Origin of the sequence: Mesorhizobium hawassense, from assembly GCF_003289945.1 — a bacterium.
In the GTDB taxonomy this organism is placed as follows: Bacteria; Pseudomonadota; Alphaproteobacteria; order Rhizobiales; family Rhizobiaceae; genus Mesorhizobium; species Mesorhizobium hawassense.
The window spans coordinates 166,102-182,247 of sequence record NZ_QMBP01000012.1; the positions used below are offsets into that span (position 1 = coordinate 166,102).

Sequence of the window (16,146 nt, forward strand, 5' to 3'; positions counted from 1 at the left end):
GTTATTGCATGATTTGCCTGTTCATGCAAGAAAGAGTCGACCGGCGACCCGAGAGCCGCCCGCCGAAATCTCCTTGTTGGATTGTCCGTGATGACCTTTGGCCTGAAACTCGCTCCGCAGCACCGCGTCTATGCCGGCTTCGCGATCTATTCCTTTGCCATGGGCAACATCTTTCCGCGCCTGCCCGACATCAAGCATGCCATGCGGATCGAGGACGGCACGCTCGGCCTCGCCCTGATCGGCACGCCGATCGGCACTCTGATCGCGCTGACGTTGGCGACGCCGATCCTGGAGCGCATCGGCTTTCGCCGCGCGCTACTTTGGCTGGTGCCGCTGCTTGCGATCGCCTATGCCGTGGCGGTGCATGCGCCCGGCCCGGCCGCTCTGTTCCTGATGCTGCTGCCGGTCGGCCTGATGATCGGCAGCATCGAAATCATCTTGAACGTCGAGGCCGACAGGACCGAGTTTCTGCTCAAGCGCCGCATCATGAACCGGGCGCATTCGTTCTGGAGCATCGGCTTCTTCGGTGCAGGGCTGTTCGGCGGCGCGCTGGCACATCTCGGCCTGTCGCCGCAATTGCATCTGGTGCTGGTGGCGCCAATGGTGGCGGTTGCGATGGCATTGTTCCTCGGCGGCTTCGAACCGGCACCGGCGCGTTTCGCCGCGACCGCCGACAAGGCGCCGATGTTCGCGCGACCGACGCTGCCGATTCTCATCCTCGTCGCGGTGACGCTGTCGGCAATGCTGATGGAAGGCGCCAGCATGGACTGGTCGGCGATCTATATGCGCACCGTGTTCGAATCAGGCCCGTTCGTCGCCGGAATCACCGTGGCGCTGTTCGCCTTCTCGCAGGCGACGACACGCTTCTTCGCCGACAGCTTCGTCGACCGTCATTCGCCGAGCGGCGTGGCGCGCGTGCTGTTGGCGACGATGGCGGCCGGCGTGGTCATCGTCTTCTTCTCGCCCCTGCCCTTCGTCTCGATGCTGGGCTTTGCGCTCATGGGCATCGGCTGCAGCGCCATCTTTCCGCTGGCGATTTCGGCGGCCGCCCAGATGACGGATCGCTCCGCAGCGATCAACGTCGCCGCGCTGTCGCAGATCTCCTTCGTCGCATTCCTGCTCGGACCGCCGCTGCTCGGCTTCGTCTCGGACCACTGGGGCATCCGCTCGGCCTATGGCATCGGCATACCGTTCATCGTGCTCAGCCTGGCGGCCGCGGGCGCACTCGGCCGGCGGCCTTCGTCGAATACCGTGGCGGACGGCGCGGGATCCGGCTCGAGTGGAGAGAGGGTCCCGGCGCGAGCCTATGAGGCATGAACGGCTCGCGGAGCAGCGCCGCTTAGCGGAGCGGGCCGGGGCGCCGGCGCTCGGCGTAATTCTGCACCGAGAATCCGATGATCGAGCCATCGCTTACGCTGCGGCGGCTTGACGAAAGCGCGCGCGGCTGAAATTGAAAGAGGCCTCATACTGTGCCAAAAGCGATTTGATGCACGTCATCACCACACAAGAAGAACTTGAGAGCGTTGTCGCGGCGTTCGAGAAGTCGGAATTCGTCACCGTCGATACCGAATTCATCCGCGAGACGACCTTCTGGCCGATCCTTTGCCTGATCCAGATCGCCGCGCCTGGGATTGAGGCGCTTATCGATCCGTTGTCGCCCGGCATCGACCTGAAACCGTTTTTCCGGCTGATGGCCAACGAAGCGGTGCTGAAGGTCTTCCACGCGGCGCGCCAGGACATCGAAATCATCGTCCATCTCGGCAATCTGGTGCCGCATCCGGTGTTCGACACGCAAGTCGCGGCGATGGTCTGCGGCTTCGGCGACAGTGTCTCCTATGACCAGCTCGTCCAGAAGGTCACCGGGGCGCGGCTCGACAAATCCTCGCGCTTCACCGACTGGCGACACCGGCCGCTCTCCGACAAGCAGCTCGAATACGCGCTCGCCGACGTCACCCATCTCATCAAGGTCTACCAGCATCTGAGCGCCGAACTGAAGCGCGAGGACCGCGCCCATTGGCTTAACGAGGAGATGGACGTTCTCACCTCGCGCGAGACCTACGATCCGCATCCCGAGGATGCCTGGAAGCGACTGAAGATGCGCCTGCGCAAACCGCAGGAGCTGGCGATCGTGCAGGCAGTGGCCGCCTGGCGCGAGCGCGAGGCGCGCGAGCGCGACGTGCCGCGCGGCCGCGTGCTCAAGGACGACGCAATCTACGAGATCGCTCAGCAGGCGCCGCGCGACGTAACGGCACTTGGCAAGCTACGCACCACGCCGAAAGGCTGGGAGCGTTCCGCGACGGCAACCGCGCTGCTTGGCGCGGTCAATACGGCGCTGGCCCTGCCGAAGGATGCGATGCCGAAACTGCCGAAAAGCGTGCAGCCGCCGGAAGGATCGAGCGCTGCGGCGGAACTGCTCAAGGTGCTGCTCAGGATCGTCGCCGAGAAGGAAGGCGTCGCCAGCAAGGTGCTCGCCTCCAGCGACGATATCGACCGGATCGCGGCCGAAGGCGACGAAGCCGACGTGCCGGCGCTGCAGGGATGGCGCCGCGCCGTTTTCGGCGAGCAGGCACTGAAGCTGGTGCGCGGCGAGATCGGCATCAAATTCGACAAGCGCCGGATCGCGGTGTTCGATCTTTAAATCAAACCGCTCCAAGCAGGTGGAGCGCGAACCAGACCCAGGCGACGAAAAGTATGCCTGCGCCGAGGAAGAAGGCGCGGGTGCGGTGCAGCACATAGTTTCTGTTGAGATGCACCCAGGCGTGAACATAGCGCGTGACTATGAACAGCCACATCAGCACCAGCGTCAGGTCGTTCACGCCGTTGGTGACGAACAATGCCAGGCACAGTGCGTAGAAGAGAACCGGCAGCTCGAACTGGTTGATCAGATTGTTGGCGACGGTGACGCTGGAGGCCGGCTCGGTCGAGCGGAGCTTGTACTGGCTGATCCTGGCCTCGCCCGACTTCAGGGCACCATAGCGCCGTTTCAGCATCACCAGATAGACGATGTAGACTAGGAGCACATGCGCCAGCATCGGCCAGAAGATGGTGGTCTGGTGCATATGTGCGCCCCTCCTCCCCTCAGCGCCGCCGTTGCCCGGCCAGCGCGAAGACCGCGACGACGAAGAATGGGATGGCCAGCAACGCGAATTTGGTGACGGTCAGCAGGGACGCAAACGCCAGGGAATCCGGATTGGCCGACTGAAAGTCGGACAACAGCCGCGCCACAGCGAAGTTCTGCGCATAATCGGCGATCGTATAGGGCAGCACCAGGACGAGCGCAAAAAGGGCCTGCACCTGCGTCGGCATGGCGCGGAACGTGCTGAGTTTTCGGCCGAAGGCAAGAATGAGACTGACCAGCGTCAGCGACAAAAGCGCCGGAAACAAAAGATCGAAGGTCAAATAGTGCCAGACGATGATGATCTCGCCGCCGCGCCGGCCAAGCGCGGTCAGCCACGCCATGCCATCGTCCGGCGTGAAGCCGGCGATGCGTAAGTCGAGCGAGGGCAGCCCGCCACTCAGGCGTTGGAAGTAGAAAAACTCCAGCGCCGTCATGACCAGAAAAAGCGCAATCGAGGCGATGGAGAGGGCTGCCGCGTGGCGCGACGACCGCAACACCGCCACGCTCAAATCACGCCACAGCCCCCCCTGGCGGTCGGACTGATCGGCCTCCCGATCAAATTCCGCCCGGGTAATTTGGGCTTTCGCGGGTGATCGTGACGTCATGGGCGTGGCTTTCACGAAGTCCGGCGTTGGATATGCGCACAAAGGTGGCGCGCTCGCGGAAATCTGCAAGGTCACGTCCACCCACATAACCCATAGCGGCTTTCAGGCCGCCTGCAAGCTGGTGCAGCACGCCAGCCACAGGTCCTTTGTAGGGAACCTGCCCTTCAATGCCCTCCGGAACCAGTTTGAGGGTGTCGCGAACCTCGGCCTGGAAGTAGCGATCGGCCGAGCCGCGCGCCATGGCGCCGACCGAGCCCATGCCGCGGTAAGCCTTGAACGAGCGGCCCTGGTGCAGATAGACCTCGCCCGGGCTTTCGTCGGTGCCGGCAAGCAGTGAGCCGATCATGGCGGCGCTTGCGCCGGCGGCCAACGCCTTGGCCAGATCGCCCGAATATTTGATGCCGCCGTCGGCGATGACGCTGACGCCGGCCTTGCTGGCCGTCTCGACCGCCGACATGATCGCCGACAGCTGCGGAACGCCGACGCCGGCGACGATTCTGGTCGTGCAGATCGAACCTGGGCCGATGCCGACCTTGACCGCGTCGGCGCCAGCATCGATCAGCGCCTTCGTGCCGTCGGCGGTGGCGACATTGCCGGCCAGGATGCGCACCGAGTTGGAGAGCTTCTTTGCCCGTGCCACCGCGTCGAGCACGCGCTGCGAATGGCCGTGCGCGGTGTCGATGACCAAAAGGTCGACGCCGGCGTCGATCAGACGCTCGGCGCGCTCGAAGCCGTCATCGCCGACGCTGGTGGCCGCGGCGGCGCGCAGCCTCCCTTGTGCGTCCTTGGTGGCATGCGGATTGAGCTGCGACTTCTCGATGTCCTTGACGGTGATCAGGCCGACGCAATTGCCGTTCCGATCGACCACCACCAGCTTCTCGATGCGGTGCTTGTGCAGCAGCCGCTTGGCTTCGTCCTGGTCGACATTTTCCTTGACCGTGATCAGGTTCTCACGGGTCATCAGTTCGTAGACCTTCTGGGCCGGGTCGGAGGCAAAGCGGACGTCACGATTGGTCAGGATGCCGACCAGGCGGCCGACCGTATGGCCACCGGTGCCACCGTTCTCGACCACCGGAATGCCGGAAATGCCATTGCCGCGCATCAGCGCCAACGCGTCGGCGAGCGTCGCGTCCGGGCCGATGGTGACCGGGTTCACCACCATGCCGGATTCGAATTTCTTCACCTGCCGGACCTGCTCGGCCTGCTCGGCCGGCGTCAGATTGCGGTGGATGACGCCGATGCCACCGGCCTGCGCCATGGCGATCGCCAGCCGCGCCTCGGTGACCGTGTCCATGGCGGCCGACAGGATCGGCACGTTGAGGTCGATGTCGCCGGCGATGCGGGTGCGGATGTCGGTCTCACCCGGCATGACCTCGGAATGGCCGGGCTGCAAGAGCACGTCGTCGAAGGTCAGCGCCAGCGCGCCGGTGGACGTTTCGATGATTTTTCCCATGGCCAGTCCTTTTGAATGCGGAAAAGGCGCTGGGCCAAGATGGCCAGCGCCGACTCTGTCTTCCCTTTCAGGATTGGCGCTGGCTGGTAACACGTCCTGTTGCGGTTGAAAAGCAGATCGTTGCGCCAATCGCAAGGCGTTGCGCTCGGCTATTCTCCAGCCACCAGGGGTTGCGGTCGCACAAAAGTGATAGCAATTTAATGCGACACCCGGGCCAATGCGTGATAACCGCCCGGACGTGCCGGCTCGCCCCCAAGCCAGGCTCCAGAATCGCGAAGACAAGTCAGGGCGTTCCCTTGAACCGCATCATCCCGCTCATCCTGGCGGTCGCTCTTTTCATGGAAAAAATCGAACCATTTCGAAAAGGGAAACGAAATCAACCCCTTCCTGTTTTCGGCAATTTCAGACCATAATTTGCACCATAAATCGACGCAGGTCCCAGGCGGCGCAACGGTAGTGGGTCAGTTTGAAATGCAGCCGTCTCATGAAAGCTTCATGATCGTTTGCTAAAGCGATCCCCGTTCGGGGGAACATTTGGTGGACGAAGACAGTCCGTATAGGGATGCATACCGGTTGCAGCGCGTGGCAGACGGCAACGCCACGACCATCGCGATCTTCTATTCGGCTAAAGAAGCTCTGGCGATCATTCCCAGCTTGGACGAAAGTTACAGGCTCATGCGTGGCGACAAGCAGATATGGCCGAATGAGGCTTCATCTCCGCGTCATGAACGGAAGGCACAGTAGCTTGTCTGATCCTCCCGATCAGTGTTCCCGTGTACCCTCTCGCCCGGCGCGCCGATTGCCGGGCTTCTTTTTAGGCTGGGTCCAACTTAGGCCGGATCGTACCTATCGCCTTGACGATGGCGTCTGCGGCTTCTCTGTCGAGAGCGATATCTAGCAGGCCTTCGGTTGTCAGGATCGACAGAATTCCGAGAGCGCCTTTGTCATCCTCGACCGTGACGACGTGGATCTCGGTCGGCACGAAGGGTGACGCCTTGTCCCTACTGTTCATCGTTCACCCATGTTAAAGCGCTACGACAATCGCGCAAAGCGGTCGCGCGTTCAAGCGGGCCAGGGTTGTAGCCGGTGCCTCCGCCTATTTCCGAACCGAACGTACGCAAAATCGTGATCGGGGCGGAATTTCGTACTTACCAGCTACCGGCGCAATTCGAAACATTGACATGTCTATAAGCGGCGCCCGACAATCCACGCCGTGATGACGTAACCGATTGCTCCAATGTCCGATCTAATTCCAGCCAAGGAAGCGCTTGCTCGCTGCGGATACAAACACCGCAATAGCTTGCCCGCACTCATCGAAAAGCTCGGGGTGCAGCCGGTCGTTAGGAATGGTCGGAATTACTTCCGGCTGGTCGACGTGAACGCATACTTAGCGGGGACCGCGCCAAAGGCTGAACTCACCCCAGAACAGCAGCGACAGGCCGACGCTTTCAACAATCCGCAGGCAGCCCCTGTGTTCGAATGGCCGGCGTCAAGCGACCCTGTCGACAAATGGTGGCGCTAGCGCGCGGTCGCAGGGCGCTTAGTCGGCTTTGGGGTCTTCAAAAGGAGCTCGCGTATTTGCTCGTAGCTCATGTAGACGCGACTCCAGTTCTCCCCTTTCAGTCGTGACATCCCCCAATCCAGCTGCTTATGGGTCTGGCCGTGGTAGGCTTCGAAATGTCGGGCTAGGTCGCCTATCCCGTTGCCGAACTCGGCTAAGAACCCCGTCGTGCTGTTGGTGGGCTCAAGTCGATAGTGGGGGATTCTCCCTCCTCCGGTTATGCCGATGCGGACGAAAGCTGATCCATGCAGCCTTTTGTAATCGTGCATTTTGTTGAATAAGCCTTCGACGTAGACGCGCGGATTATCCAATGTCCGAACAACGTAGAGAACTGTTGCGTCCTCGGGGAGTCTAACGCGGGCCATTTCTGTCCTCCCTGCCTTTCGTCAACATACTGGAGCACAGCGGCTGACGCGATAGCGCCGACCCGGTCTAAGTGTCATGACGATTTCCAACCTAATGCAGACAGCACGAGCTCGAACACACCAGGCCTTTTCGTGCGCTCGACCTCTCGGTAGGCGTCGATCATCTCTTGGAAAGGCGAGCGATACGCCGACACTCTCACGCGCCTTCGCAACTCAACCTCTCCTTGGATCTCGCGCCTCCGACGCTCGGCACGCCTATTCTCGCGCTGGATTGCGCGACGCGCGATTTCCTCGAAATGCCGCTCAAGGTTGGTTTTCTTCATAGCTTACGAATCTCCGCCGCTTTTCGTACAGTCCACTCGGCTAGGTCGAACGGTCGGCCCTCCCGCTTTGCCGCATCGTATGCCTCGACTTGAGCGATTGCTTCAGCGTAGGTCGGCAGGCGCTTTTCAGGTTGCACGGGGGTCGCGGCTGGTTCCTCCGCTCTCAGCAATCGCTCAATGTCGGGCTCAGGAAAAAATGATTGTTCCACTAACTCTGGCACGGCGAGCGAATGCTGGTTGGCGACTTGTATTGTCGCCCAATTCGGTTCTGGCGGGAGAAATTTGCCGGACGGCACGAAAAGCAAAGTGACTTGAGGTCCCTCGTCCTCGTCGGATGAGATGCGAGAGTCGTGAGGAAATGCGATCTCCTGCCCACTAACATCGAAAATCCGAACCATCGACATCATCGCCCTACCAGAGAAATGTTTCGCCGACGGCCTCACCGGCTTGAGCTGCTTGGGTCGCGTAACGGATGGCGTCCCAGGTGTGGTCATTGCCTTTTACAGGCACGTCCTTGCGCTTCCCCGTCGCACGATCAACCTGCCATTTGTAAAGGCGAGCTTCTTCGCGGACTAGTTCGCAATCAGGGTGCACCACGATCTGGTATCCGCGCAGCCAGCGAACGCCAGCCACTACCGAGCCAGGGCCTTTCTCGGCGTTTATTAGGTTGAAGCCTTTCCGCGTTAGGGCGGCAGTCGTGCGTTGCTCGTTTGTGTCGCAGATCACGGCATCGCCGCGGTCGTCGATTACCTCGTCTATCAGACCCGGTAAGTCATCGGCCTCGCATCCATACTCATGCGCCGACTTCGCCACGTAGATCGTTTTCGAATGCTCCAGAACATAACACTTAACGACCACAGTCGGGTCGTCCACGTAGCCAAGGTCCATGCCGTAGACCGGTTCGACCCCGCCCAATGCATTGTGGCCTAAAGCCCCAATCGTAATGTCAAAGATGCGGTCACCGCGCTTGGTGTCGTAATGGCCTCGCCAGACATGAAGGTAAAGGTCGTGGTTCTGCGCCTTCATGAGGCGCATGGAATTTCCCATCTGGCCTTGGAAGAAATACGGGTTGTCCTCGATCTCGGCGTGATGGACGAGCGTCTCGCCCGCATACAGCCCATTTGCGAGAAACAGTTTGTCAGGACCGTCCTCGGGGTCGCGTGGGTTCCAGCACAGGATCAGTTCGGCGCCACTCTTACGGATGGTCGGGATGATAACGCTGAACGAAGCAATAGCTACGGAATGGGCTTCGTCGATGTAGAAGATATCGACGTCTTCCAGGCCGCGCGCCATGTCGTCGGTGTTGCGCTCGATGCCACCAAAGAACGCTTCCGATCCGGTCACCTTGTTGTAGATTTCGTTCTTCTTGGTGACGTGGAACCGGTGCGACAGCCCCAACCGCTCAATTGCCTTTTCAAGTGATCGTTTGGATGACTGGCGGATGCTGTTTTGGAAACGACGCAGGCAAGCTACCCGAACGTTGTCGGCGTCCATGCGTAGAATGATATAGCTTGCCGCGCTGGTTGATTTGGCGGTCCCGCGACCACCCTTGAGGGCCTTGAAAGGCACCCCCGGCGCAAACAGAACTTGCGCGTGGTTGCGAGGGAAAATCACAGGAAGTGAGAGGCCGGCTTGCCCGTGTGCAACTAGCTGGGACGCCTCTTGATGTATGGTGCGCGACAGCCTCTCGGCGCGGCTCGGCGTGAGCAAAGCCATGCTAGTTCATCTTGCTCTTGCTCGGCGCTGGTTGGGATTGCTGCACCGGCTGCCTGGCATTCGACTTCTCGACCTTTTTGCGTGCGGCTTCCATTGCGCTCTGGACCTTAGCGCTCTCAACTTTCTGGCCGAGGATCGTCAGCATGGTCTTGGCGAAAGCCTCATCGCAGTCGCCGTTCGCGAACGCCGTCATAACCAATTCCACAGCATCCGCCGGGGGCACCTGGGCAAGCCTGCCGGCGTCCATTGAGGATCGCTCATTCGCTCGCTTGATATAGTCGAGGGCAAGCGTGGCCCTGTCGGCAAGCTTACCCTTTTCATCCGCCAGCGCAGCGTCGATAGTGTCGAGAGCCTTGGGTAGCATGTGAAGAGTGCGCGCGCGGATATAAGCCTTCGCCTCAGTAAGGGAAGTAATACCGCGCTTGGGATTAGTGCCTGCCGCAGTGCAGGCATATTCGTGACGAGCCTGCACATATCGGTCTTGCCGAGCCTGCTTTTCCGTCGCGTCGAGCTTCGCCTGCTCTGCGCGATATTGGTCGCACTCCTCAGCCGTCCACCGCGACTCTGCACGTGGCGAAACTATATTCGCGTCAAAACTCAAGTAAAATGGCATCTCTGTTTTTCACTTACGTCGGTTCAGCGGACGCATTATTTCGATGTATTTATTTATTGCGCATTATTTGTTACAAAATCAAGGGACGTCCGTTGACAAATAATACGTTACACATATCGTCAACGTCGTGACGTTGATTTGTTGAGCGCTGACGAGATCTCCTAGGGCGCTCCGAAGTTGAGGCGTCACTTTTTACGGTGGGGCAGAACCCAGGCGGCGCGCCTCACCCACCTCCTGAAACGAAAGGTCGCCAGGATGACCAAGCTCGACAAGTCAGCCATCTCAGCCGGGATGAAAATGGCTGGCGCACCTGTGTCGAACGCAAACGAAGACGTTTTCAAATCGCTCAAGATGCAGAGTGACCTTGCCGAGGCACGCGCGGCCGAAACCGATTCCCTCTACGAGATCGAGAAGCGCATGAAAGCTTACGCCAAGGTGAATAAGCTCAAGGGCGGCAGTTGGGCCTAAGATGCATCTGCTGGCAGGCCTCGCATCAACTGAAGACCTCGACAAGTCGAACAATGTTGTACGGCTTGGTGCATTGCAATGGGGCGCGACGCTACCGCCGCTGCTGTTTGATCACGACCTAGACCTGAGCAAGACCGTCGGCACCATCCATCGACTCGAGTGGACAACGGACGGGCTTGCGATCGCGGCCCTAGTCGAGGACATGTACGCCACGATCAAGGGCTTCTCGGCGAGGTTCCGGGTCGAGGACTACGAAATCGTCGGTCAAGGCTCGCGTGCCCATGCGGTAGTAAAGCGGGGAACCATTCGCGAAATCTCGTTAGTCGACAGACCTTGCTGCCCGGGCGCGCTCGTATTGTCGCGGCAGCACTACGACCCGCCTCCCTTCGGAGCCTACGCTAGGGCCGCCGGCCTGCAGTTCGATGCGCTGGCCAGGGCTATAGCTGCCCTCCAAGCTGCAATCAGTTCAGTCAAGCAGGAAATGTAAAACAATGGCGACCAACATTCGTGACATTATCAGACTTGCTCTCAATGCGGGCTGGACTGGCGAAGCGCTTGCTTTCGCCCTCAAGTGGCCTGTGAATGACGCCCGAACCTTTCTTGCAACGGGGCGCGCCGAGCCGGATCGACTCGACCAATTTGAACGTTGGGCGCGTCATAAGGTCGGCGTAGCGGGAACGGGCGAGGATCTCTTCGCCCCGCCAACACAAACGCAGCCGATGAAAATGGGCGCCATTCCGCCTGCTGCACCGGTCTACACAATCACACCGGAACCGAACACTGTTGACGATGCCGACACGGCGCAACGACAGAAACGCTTTCTCAAGGCCGGGGTCGCGTGATTATTGCCCCCGAGCGCCATACGGACCGGTCAGCGAGCGATTGCTCCCGAACAATGCATATGCGGGCACCGATCCGTTGCGCGCGCTGTCGAGCGGGCGCAGAGGCGATTTTCGTCGCCAGTCGGGAATGTTCTCTTTCCGCGAGCTATTTCGACGTCGGCAAGTGATAGGTAAATGGATTGGCTGGGCCTCCATCCCCACGTCGCTCTACCTCTCCCCGAGCGATCATGCGCCGGCAAGTTGAGTTAACTCGCTGCTGATAGCCGTCCATGCCAAATATGGCATGTGCCAATTCGGCTTCCGTTAAACCCGGCTGCTCGACGATCCTCGCTATGATCCGCTCATGAACCGTGGCCATGCTCATCCCTCCCTGCGCTGCTCGAACGCGCCTACTGCTTTGTGAAACGTGCTCTCTAGGTATCTTGCGGATTTGCCAGGGCGCGGCCAGAACCCATTTCGAACCATAATTATTTCGAAATGGGCGAAGTTGTCGGTCTTTTGAGCGACGGTCCTCGCTAAGGACATATCGACCTTACTTTGGTCGTTACCATACCGTGCCAGCAACTTCCCCTTAGCCTCTGCAAGCTGCGCCTTACTGTGTGCGTTGCCCTCATCCGACTTAAGGGGAAAAAGGAACTCGCGGCAGGGATCGTCGCGCAGCGAATACATATGGCGAATGGCCTTAATGACCAGCTCGAGGTTTTCGGTAACTAGTGGCGAGCGCGACAACGAGGCCCCGCCCTGCTCTGGTAGCTGGCCGCCGTTCTCCAAGTGCCTGTCGAGAATGTAGTTGATCAACGGAGCAGCGTCCTTGATCGGCAGGTCCTTCTCCTGCACCGTGTTGAAGGTCATCGCAAAAAAGCGGGTGGTCGAGTACACCTCGACCGCTCCAAGTAAACCCTGCCGTGCGGCCCCTAGCCTTTGCATAGTCACGGGGTGATTGAGCCGCCCGAAAAGGTGGAAGCCTTTGCCGGACAGCGAGCGCTGCGTCAGCGTTGGAAATTGCAGGATGTAGCCGATGGCCTGCTGCGCGAGAGGAGTAAGTTGGGCGAGCTTGTAGAAGTCAACGTCAATGCCGACAAAGTCATGCTCCCCGGCAAATACGAAGCCAATACCGTGATGGAGATCGGGGTAATTCTTCACGTAATAGATCGCGTTGTTCAGGGACGTGTGATTTCGCGGATCGTTGACATTGCAGTCCCTCCCGTTCGCCCTGACTGGCACCTTATCGACCTTGCCATCTTCCCGTTGGCGAATCTGAAACGTCAGCCAGGAATTGACGTCCATCATCGGACGCCAATTGTCGCTGACGCCCTGTTCCAAGAAGGCTTTGGCGCGGGCACGCAGATCACTGATCATGCTGGGTTCATGACTCCGCGGAAGCTGTGACCGATAAGCGTATCAAGGTCGCAAGGGAGTTCCGTTTGGCACAACCCCATGCCGATCTCGGCGATCCTTGCGGCCATGTGGTCGTCTTCGTCGCAGTCGCAGAGGCAATGTTCTTCATGCCATGCGAAGTTTCGCCACGGTAGTGGGTCGAGCACCGAGAACCAGAACGTCATGCAGGGCCGTCCTGGGTAGACGAAGCCTCGCGTGATTTTGTCGAGGCGTCCGGTGAAGTCTGTCGGCTCCGTAACTTCGGTGAAGCGGACTGCATGTTTCTCGCGCAGTTGCATTTCCGCATAATGGCATACTCGCCATGGCGACGTTGACAACTTTGGCACTGACCGAGGGTCATTGGCGACGAAAATCCCAAGATTGTCAAAGCGCATGCTCAGCGCTTCCTTCTAGCTTCCACTAGCTTCGCTGGTCCTACGACGCGGTCGCCCCGGAGCGGCACCAGCCATTTCGCTCCGTCGAGCACGATCAGGTGCTGAATAATCGGCCGGAGATCAACGGGTTTGTACCTAAACGCGTTCGCACTTACGCGTGGACTGTAGACCTGCATCACGATCACCACGCGGCTCGCAGAAAGGCCGGGATGGCCGCTGCTATGACGATGATTGAACCGCCCAGGCTCAAGCCTATCAGTATCGCAACTATAGATTTAATATTCACCGTGGCGCCTCTCTTTATTTCGATTATTTGAGATTGTTATTTATTATAATTGTGCGATTTGCGACGTGTCGTCAATTGTTCCGAAATATATATTTTAACGCCGCTCGTGACACACGCAATCAATGCGAATACAACGTTTAAATGAATTTCCGGCGACCCTCTTAATACGCAAGGAGCAACAATGACTGAGAACTTAGCACTTCCCCTGAATCTGACATTGCTCGTCGATGGCAATCTCAAAAATCGAGTAAAGGCTGACCGGCGTAATACCGTCGAACTGGCAAAGGCCATTGGCTGCGACTACCAGCAGCTAACGAGGTTCCGCCTCGGAGTGATGGCAAACCCGCCGCTCGATTTCCTGACTAAGCTGGTAGCCTTTTACCTTCCGAACGCGTCAGTGAATCTCGATAGCCACGAGCCCGTCGTTCATCCGACTGTCACCTACGCCGACGTGCCCTGCCCCATACTTGTCCTTCCGCGCGCCGCAGCGTAACATCCGACTCACTGGTTGGCCGAATCCTCTCAACTTGGCCCGCGCCCTTGGTGGCCGTAGTCCCCATGCCCCGGCGGCAAGTAGAGGCCAACCATGTCCAACGAAACTTCCGACGATATTCCGAGACCTGATCCCCGGCTCGCGCAATTTGCCATCAAGCAGCCGCCCGAAAAGCAGCATGCGAACGACGACGCCCATGGTCAGCCCGTTTCCGACGACGAGTTTTCCGATTTCGAAGCGGAGCTCAACGGCGTGCTTGGCGAGTACATTGGCGAGCGCGCCCAGCCTCAGCCTCCACAGACTTTTCCGGCGTACGATTCTGCCGCGATTGCCGCGAGGGCGAAGGCTGAAATGGAAGCAGCCTTGGGGGACCGGCTGAAGACCTTCAACAATCTTGTCGAGGATGCGGCGGCCGGAGAGAAGAATTGCAGGCTCAGCGACCTACGCCAGATGTTCGTCCGCGCCATTGAAGCGGGGCTTAGACGTAGTCCTTCGTACCTCGGTGACTTCTTCACTGCTCTTACGAAATCGACCGGACACAGCCCCAGGCGGCTTGAAGCAGCCTTCAAGGAGGTCGAGCGCGACCACCGAGGCGCGGCTGGAGAGGGCGTCACGCCGATTGGCAGCGTCGAGCAAGGCTTGGGGTGGTTTAACACCCACATGTACGCGATCCGCGACTACGGCGGCACGATGGTGATCAAGAACAAGGATGGTACCGGCTCCTTCTTCACCCGCGATAAGTTTGTGGTCGCGTATGGCGACCGGATTGCCTTCAATGAAGAGGGAAAGCCAGTTGCTGTCGCGAGCGCCTGGCTTTCTCACGACCTGTCGAAACACAACCGCTATACCCTCGAGCGGTTCGAGCCACAGCCACCCGGCGTCGAGTTCAGCAAAGTGATTCCGCGCGCTGACGGTGACAACGATCTCAACATCTGGAGGGGCTACCAGCCCGCCATCATCCCGGCGAATCCATGTCTGAGCCTCGACCAGCAATGCCCGATGATCCACGAGTACCTGTTCAACGTCATCGCGGCCGGAGATCGAGACGTTTTCCAATACATCCTCCGCTGGGAAACCGATGCGGTAGTCAACCCCCGGCGCCTTGCAGGCAGGACAGCCCTTTACTTCTGGGACCCGCTCGGGCGCACAGGCAAGAATATGTTCTTCAATATGAACGTGGCCATCTTCGGCAAGGAGCAATGCTTTGGCTCGGCGCGCCAAAAAGTGATGGACGGCGATTTCACCGAGCAGTTCGCAAACAAGTACTTTACCTGCCAGGATGAGGCCCCGACTGTCGCACAGAGCGGGCGCGAAGCGACCGACGCAGCGAAGCGCGGCGCGTTTCTATGGTCCTTAATCGATGATCCTACATTGGATCTTGAGCCGAAGGGGGTCGGCATGCGGCAGGTGGTCAACTTTGGCCGCCGTATGATTGCGACCAACCGGGCTTTCGCCGTATCGGGAGGGGGCGGCTCCGACCGTATCTTTGCAACGGAAGTCAGCGCCGTTCACCGAAACGACCACAAGTTCTATGGGGCGCTTCAAGGCATCTTTGATGCCTTTCGCACGGGGGGTGAGATGGACCGCTTCTTCAGCCTCATGGTTTCGGCGAGGGACCATGCTTGGATCCGGGAATTTCACCCGCAGGTGCATAAGCCGATAACCGCGACGATGGACGCCCAGCGCGAGCGATCGCTGGCCGGGTTTCCGAACATGCTGAAGCTGCTGCTCGACCGCGGGGAATTACCTTTTACCGAAACCGGCGAGCGTATGGACGCCGCTGAACTTGACCCACAACTGCGCGACGTCGGCCACGTGCCTGCTCACTTCGTGCAGAGCCACATCATGCGGGCCTGCATCAACAACCTGCCGGGCATCAAAATCGACAACGTTGACGATACAGCCTTCGGTCGGAACGTTATGACCGCGTTCGCTTGGTGCGGGCGCGACGAAAAGGAGAAACGCCGGCTAAAGCGATTTGGGCGGGACTCATTTGAGGGGCGGCGCTGGCCGCCGTTGTGGGTTTGCCGTCGGCTCTGGGAACTTAAGTACTTCGGTGGCCGCCCTTACGATTGGGCGACAATTGAGGACGGAAATGGCGGCATCCTTGACCGCCCGGATTGGAAGGTGCCAACCTCCGCTGTCGTCGTGCTCCGTCGCTGATGTTGGGCAGTCACCGTTCGTCAGAGAATGTTGGGCGGTTGGGGCGTTGGGTACCCCGCAAAAATCCCCGCACATTAAATGCAATGTTTCCAGCCCTCAGTATCTTCTTTTCCTATTACCCCTTTCAGAAACTGCCCAACGTACCCAACGTACCCAACGTTCGCCAGCAGCCCCTTGAAAATCGGCACTTCGGAATGTTGGGCAGTCGCAGATGGCGATGCCCAACATTACCCGACAGTCTTGGCCTCTCGGTTGCGAACGAACGCGACGGCGCGTCCCTACGCCCGTGTCCATGTCGACGGCTCCCCACCTCAACTCGCCGCTTGTTAGGGTCTGAGTTATGGCGAGTCGGTAACGGGTCGCCCGAA

General features: G+C 59.5%; 20 protein-coding genes. 9 read left to right on the top strand and 11 right to left on the bottom strand.

Annotated elements, in window-relative coordinates; genetic code table 11:
- Positions 1-90 precede the first annotated feature (90 nt).
- Together DPM33_RS23505 and rnd are read left to right on the top strand one after the other, a co-directional pair.
- The gene (locus tag DPM33_RS23505; protein ID WP_112099786.1) at positions 91-1,317 is read left to right on the top strand and encodes an MFS transporter; all 1,227 of its coding nucleotides are present in this window, start codon (positions 91-93) and stop codon (positions 1,315-1,317) included.
- A gap of 169 nt (positions 1,318-1,486) precedes the next feature.
- Entirely contained in the window at positions 1,487-2,638 is a 1,152-nt protein-coding gene (gene rnd, locus DPM33_RS23510) for a ribonuclease D (RefSeq protein ID WP_112099787.1), read from the top strand.
- 1 nt (position 2,639) lies between these two features.
- On the opposite strand, the gene DPM33_RS23515 is transcribed toward rnd, so the two are convergent.
- From DPM33_RS23515 to guaB, 3 genes are read right to left on the bottom strand one after another with little or no spacing between them, the layout of a single operon-like run.
- Complete coding sequence (locus DPM33_RS23515) at positions 2,640-3,059, bottom strand: MAPEG family protein (RefSeq protein WP_112099788.1); 420 nt, start codon at positions 3,057-3,059, stop codon at positions 2,640-2,642.
- 19 nt (positions 3,060-3,078) lie between these two features.
- On the bottom strand, positions 3,079-3,738 hold the full coding sequence (locus tag DPM33_RS23520) for a hypothetical protein (RefSeq protein WP_245442338.1): 660 nt from the start codon (positions 3,736-3,738) through the stop codon (positions 3,079-3,081).
- On the bottom strand, positions 3,674-5,176 hold the full coding sequence (gene guaB, locus DPM33_RS23525) for an IMP dehydrogenase (RefSeq protein WP_112099790.1): 1,503 nt from the start codon (positions 5,174-5,176) through the stop codon (positions 3,674-3,676). Before guaB ends, DPM33_RS23520 begins: the two co-directional genes overlap by 65 nt.
- A 537-nt stretch (positions 5,177-5,713) precedes the next feature.
- Here guaB and DPM33_RS35915 point away from each other — a divergent pair.
- Positions 5,714-5,920, top strand: coding sequence for a hypothetical protein (locus DPM33_RS35915; RefSeq protein ID WP_146770311.1), 207 nt, complete (start codon positions 5,714-5,716; stop codon positions 5,918-5,920).
- A gap of 70 nt (positions 5,921-5,990) precedes the next feature.
- Here DPM33_RS35915 and DPM33_RS23530 read toward each other — a convergent pair whose 3' ends face one another.
- Positions 5,991-6,188, bottom strand: a complete 198-nt coding sequence (locus DPM33_RS23530) for a hypothetical protein (protein ID WP_112099791.1) — start codon at positions 6,186-6,188, stop codon at positions 5,991-5,993.
- Between the two features lie 225 nt (positions 6,189-6,413).
- Between DPM33_RS23530 and DPM33_RS23535 the strand changes: the two genes are divergently transcribed.
- Positions 6,414-6,698, top strand: a complete 285-nt coding sequence (locus DPM33_RS23535) for a hypothetical protein (protein WP_112099792.1) — start codon at positions 6,414-6,416, stop codon at positions 6,696-6,698.
- On the opposite strand, the gene DPM33_RS23540 is transcribed toward DPM33_RS23535, so the two are convergent.
- From DPM33_RS23540 to DPM33_RS23560, 5 genes are all read right to left on the bottom strand, one after another.
- On the bottom strand, positions 6,695-7,102 hold the full coding sequence (locus DPM33_RS23540) for a hypothetical protein (protein ID WP_112099793.1): 408 nt from the start codon (positions 7,100-7,102) through the stop codon (positions 6,695-6,697). The genes DPM33_RS23535 and DPM33_RS23540 overlap by 4 nt on opposite strands.
- Before the next feature lie 74 nt (positions 7,103-7,176).
- A complete protein-coding gene (locus tag DPM33_RS23545; protein WP_112099794.1) occupies positions 7,177-7,425 on the bottom strand; it encodes a hypothetical protein in 249 nt (82 codons plus the stop codon).
- Complete coding sequence (locus DPM33_RS23550; protein ID WP_112099795.1) at positions 7,422-7,832, bottom strand: hypothetical protein; 411 nt, start codon at positions 7,830-7,832, stop codon at positions 7,422-7,424. The genes DPM33_RS23545 and DPM33_RS23550 overlap by 4 nt, the downstream gene beginning before the upstream one ends.
- A gap of 4 nt (positions 7,833-7,836) precedes the next feature.
- Positions 7,837-9,141 (bottom strand): PBSX family phage terminase large subunit, encoded by a 1,305-nt coding sequence (locus tag DPM33_RS23555; RefSeq protein ID WP_112099796.1) that lies wholly within the window; start codon positions 9,139-9,141, stop codon positions 7,837-7,839.
- 1 nt (position 9,142) lies between these two features.
- Positions 9,143-9,754 carry a hypothetical protein gene (locus DPM33_RS23560; RefSeq protein WP_112099797.1) on the bottom strand — a complete coding sequence of 204 codons (612 nt, stop codon included), beginning with the start codon at positions 9,752-9,754 and terminating at the stop codon, positions 9,143-9,145.
- Between the two features lie 255 nt (positions 9,755-10,009).
- Here DPM33_RS23560 and DPM33_RS23565 point away from each other — a divergent pair, with 255 nt between their 5' ends.
- Genes DPM33_RS23565 through DPM33_RS23575 form a run of 3 tightly spaced genes read left to right on the top strand, consistent with a single transcriptional unit; the run spans position 10,010 to position 11,064 of the window.
- Positions 10,010-10,222 (top strand): hypothetical protein, encoded by a 213-nt coding sequence (locus DPM33_RS23565; protein WP_112099798.1) that lies wholly within the window; start codon positions 10,010-10,012, stop codon positions 10,220-10,222.
- Position 10,223: 1 nt separating this feature from the next.
- Positions 10,224-10,709: an HK97 family phage prohead protease gene (locus tag DPM33_RS23570; protein WP_112099799.1), complete on the top strand. Its 486-nt coding sequence runs from the start codon at positions 10,224-10,226 to the stop codon at positions 10,707-10,709.
- 4 nt (positions 10,710-10,713) lie between these two features.
- A complete protein-coding gene (locus DPM33_RS23575; protein WP_112099800.1) occupies positions 10,714-11,064 on the top strand; it encodes a hypothetical protein in 351 nt (116 codons plus the stop codon).
- A 360-nt stretch (positions 11,065-11,424) separates the two neighbouring features.
- Here DPM33_RS23575 and DPM33_RS23580 read toward each other — a convergent pair whose 3' ends face one another.
- Both DPM33_RS23580 and DPM33_RS23585 read right to left on the bottom strand, forming a co-directional pair.
- Positions 11,425-12,423, bottom strand: coding sequence for a hypothetical protein (locus tag DPM33_RS23580; protein ID WP_112099801.1), 999 nt, complete (start codon positions 12,421-12,423; stop codon positions 11,425-11,427).
- Positions 12,420-12,836: a hypothetical protein gene (locus tag DPM33_RS23585; RefSeq protein WP_146770312.1), complete on the bottom strand. Its 417-nt coding sequence runs from the start codon at positions 12,834-12,836 to the stop codon at positions 12,420-12,422. Before DPM33_RS23585 ends, DPM33_RS23580 begins: the two co-directional genes overlap by 4 nt.
- A gap of 467 nt (positions 12,837-13,303) precedes the next feature.
- On the opposite strand from DPM33_RS23585, the gene DPM33_RS23590 reads away from it, so the two are divergent.
- Positions 13,304-13,615, top strand: coding sequence for a hypothetical protein (locus DPM33_RS23590; protein WP_112099803.1), 312 nt, complete (start codon positions 13,304-13,306; stop codon positions 13,613-13,615).
- A gap of 93 nt (positions 13,616-13,708) precedes the next feature.
- The gene (locus tag DPM33_RS23595) at positions 13,709-15,778 is read left to right on the top strand and encodes a primase-helicase family protein (RefSeq protein ID WP_112099804.1); all 2,070 of its coding nucleotides are present in this window, start codon (positions 13,709-13,711) and stop codon (positions 15,776-15,778) included.
- Positions 15,779-16,146 lie beyond the last annotated feature (368 nt).